This window comes from Kitasatospora sp. NPDC048194 (assembly GCF_043202455.1).
Taxonomy (GTDB): Bacteria; Actinomycetota; Actinomycetes; order Streptomycetales; family Streptomycetaceae; genus Kitasatospora.
In genome coordinates this window covers 15,188-16,563 of sequence record NZ_JBIDAK010000030.1, presented here as the reverse complement: position 1 = coordinate 16,563, position 1,376 = coordinate 15,188, and the positions used below count along the sequence as shown (strand labels likewise).

Below are 1,376 nucleotides of genomic sequence, written 5' to 3'. Positions count from 1 at the left end.
GCGGGTTCCAGGCCCGGACGACCGCCACCGCGGCGGCCGTCCGGGCCTTCGCCGTGCGCCGGGCGGGGCGGCGTCCCGGAACCGGCACGGCGCAGCGGAACAGCACACGTATTCAAGTCTTGGAAACGCCGACGACCACGGCCGCCGGCCGGGCCAGGATGGCGGTGTCCCTTCCATCGCCGCTGCCCGACCGGCGCCCGATCCCGCGCGGTCGGCAGGACGACGTATCCACGTCCCGGACAACCGACCCGCTGGCGCGACTGGACGACGACGGGAGCCGGCACTCCCTTGTGGCCGGCGTTCACGAGATCTCCGCCGGCTTGGACGACCGCAACCCTAGGCTCTTGGGAGAAACCATGCTCAACGCCGTACAGCTCGCGCCCCCGGAGGTCACCTTCACGGTCTCCCCGGCGGAAGCGGTGGAGATCAGCCGGATCGCCGATCAGCTGCAGTCGGTCTCGGACGAGGTCGACGACGATGCCTGGGTAGCCGCCGCCCGAAGCTCCTGGGAATTCCTGCCCGGCGGCTACCGGCGACGCGTCCGCGAGTTCCGCCGCGACTCCGGACCGGCCGGCGTCATGGTGGTGCGCGGACTTCCGGTGGACGACTCCCGGCTGCCGAACACCCCGTCGGTCGCCGGGTCCGTGCAGCGGACCACCACCGGGCCGGCCGCGCTGCTGATGATGACGGCCTGCGGTCTCGGCGATCCCGCCGCCTTCCTGGCGGAGAAGTCCGGCGCGCTGGTCCAGGACGTCGTCCCCGTGCCGGGCCGGGAGGACTTCCAGGGCAACGCCGGGTCGGTGGACCTGATGATGCACAACGAGAACGCCTTCCACCCGCACCGCCCGGACTACGTGATGCTGCTCTGCCTCCGCCCGGACCACGACCGCGTCGCCGGGCTCCGTACCGCCTCGATCCGGGAAGCACTGCCCCTGCTGTCCGACCGGACCCGGCAGGCCCTCGCCCGTCCCGAGTTCAACACCCAGCCCCCGCCGTCCTTCGGCTCGGCCGGCGCCGGCGCCCCGGAACTCCCGGTACTGGCCGGCGAGTCGGCCGATCCGGATGTCCGGGTCGACTTCGCCGCCACGACCGGACTGACCCCCTCGGCCCGTGCGGCCCTCACCGAGCTGTCCCTGGCCCTCGACGAAGTCGCCCGCACCGTCCGGCTGTTGCCCGGCGACCTGGCGATCGTCGACAACCACGTGACCCTGCACGGCCGGACGGCCTTCCAGCCCCGCTACGACGGCCGGGACCGCTGGCTCCAGCGGACCTTCGTCCTGGCCGACCTGCGCCGATCGCGCGACCACCGGCCCGGCGACGGCTACGTGCTGGAGCGGTAGGGCCCGCCCCAGTCGTCATCCCGGCAGCCGTCCGGG

The 1,376-nt window shown here is 73.4% G+C and carries 1 protein-coding gene; it reads left to right on the top strand.

Annotation, left to right across the window (positions count from 1 at the left end):
- The first annotated feature begins 356 nt into the window (after nucleotides 1-356).
- On the top strand, nucleotides 357-1,340 hold the full coding sequence (locus ACGF07_RS28270) for a TauD/TfdA family dioxygenase (RefSeq protein WP_392903209.1): 984 nt from the start codon (nucleotides 357-359) through the stop codon (nucleotides 1,338-1,340).
- Nucleotides 1,341-1,376 lie beyond the last annotated feature (36 nt).

Coding starts and splice junctions, on each gene's coding strand:
- ACGF07_RS28270 (WP_392903209.1), top strand. CDS start 357: ATGCTCAACGCCGTACAGCTCGCGCCCCCGGAGGTCACCTTCACGGTC.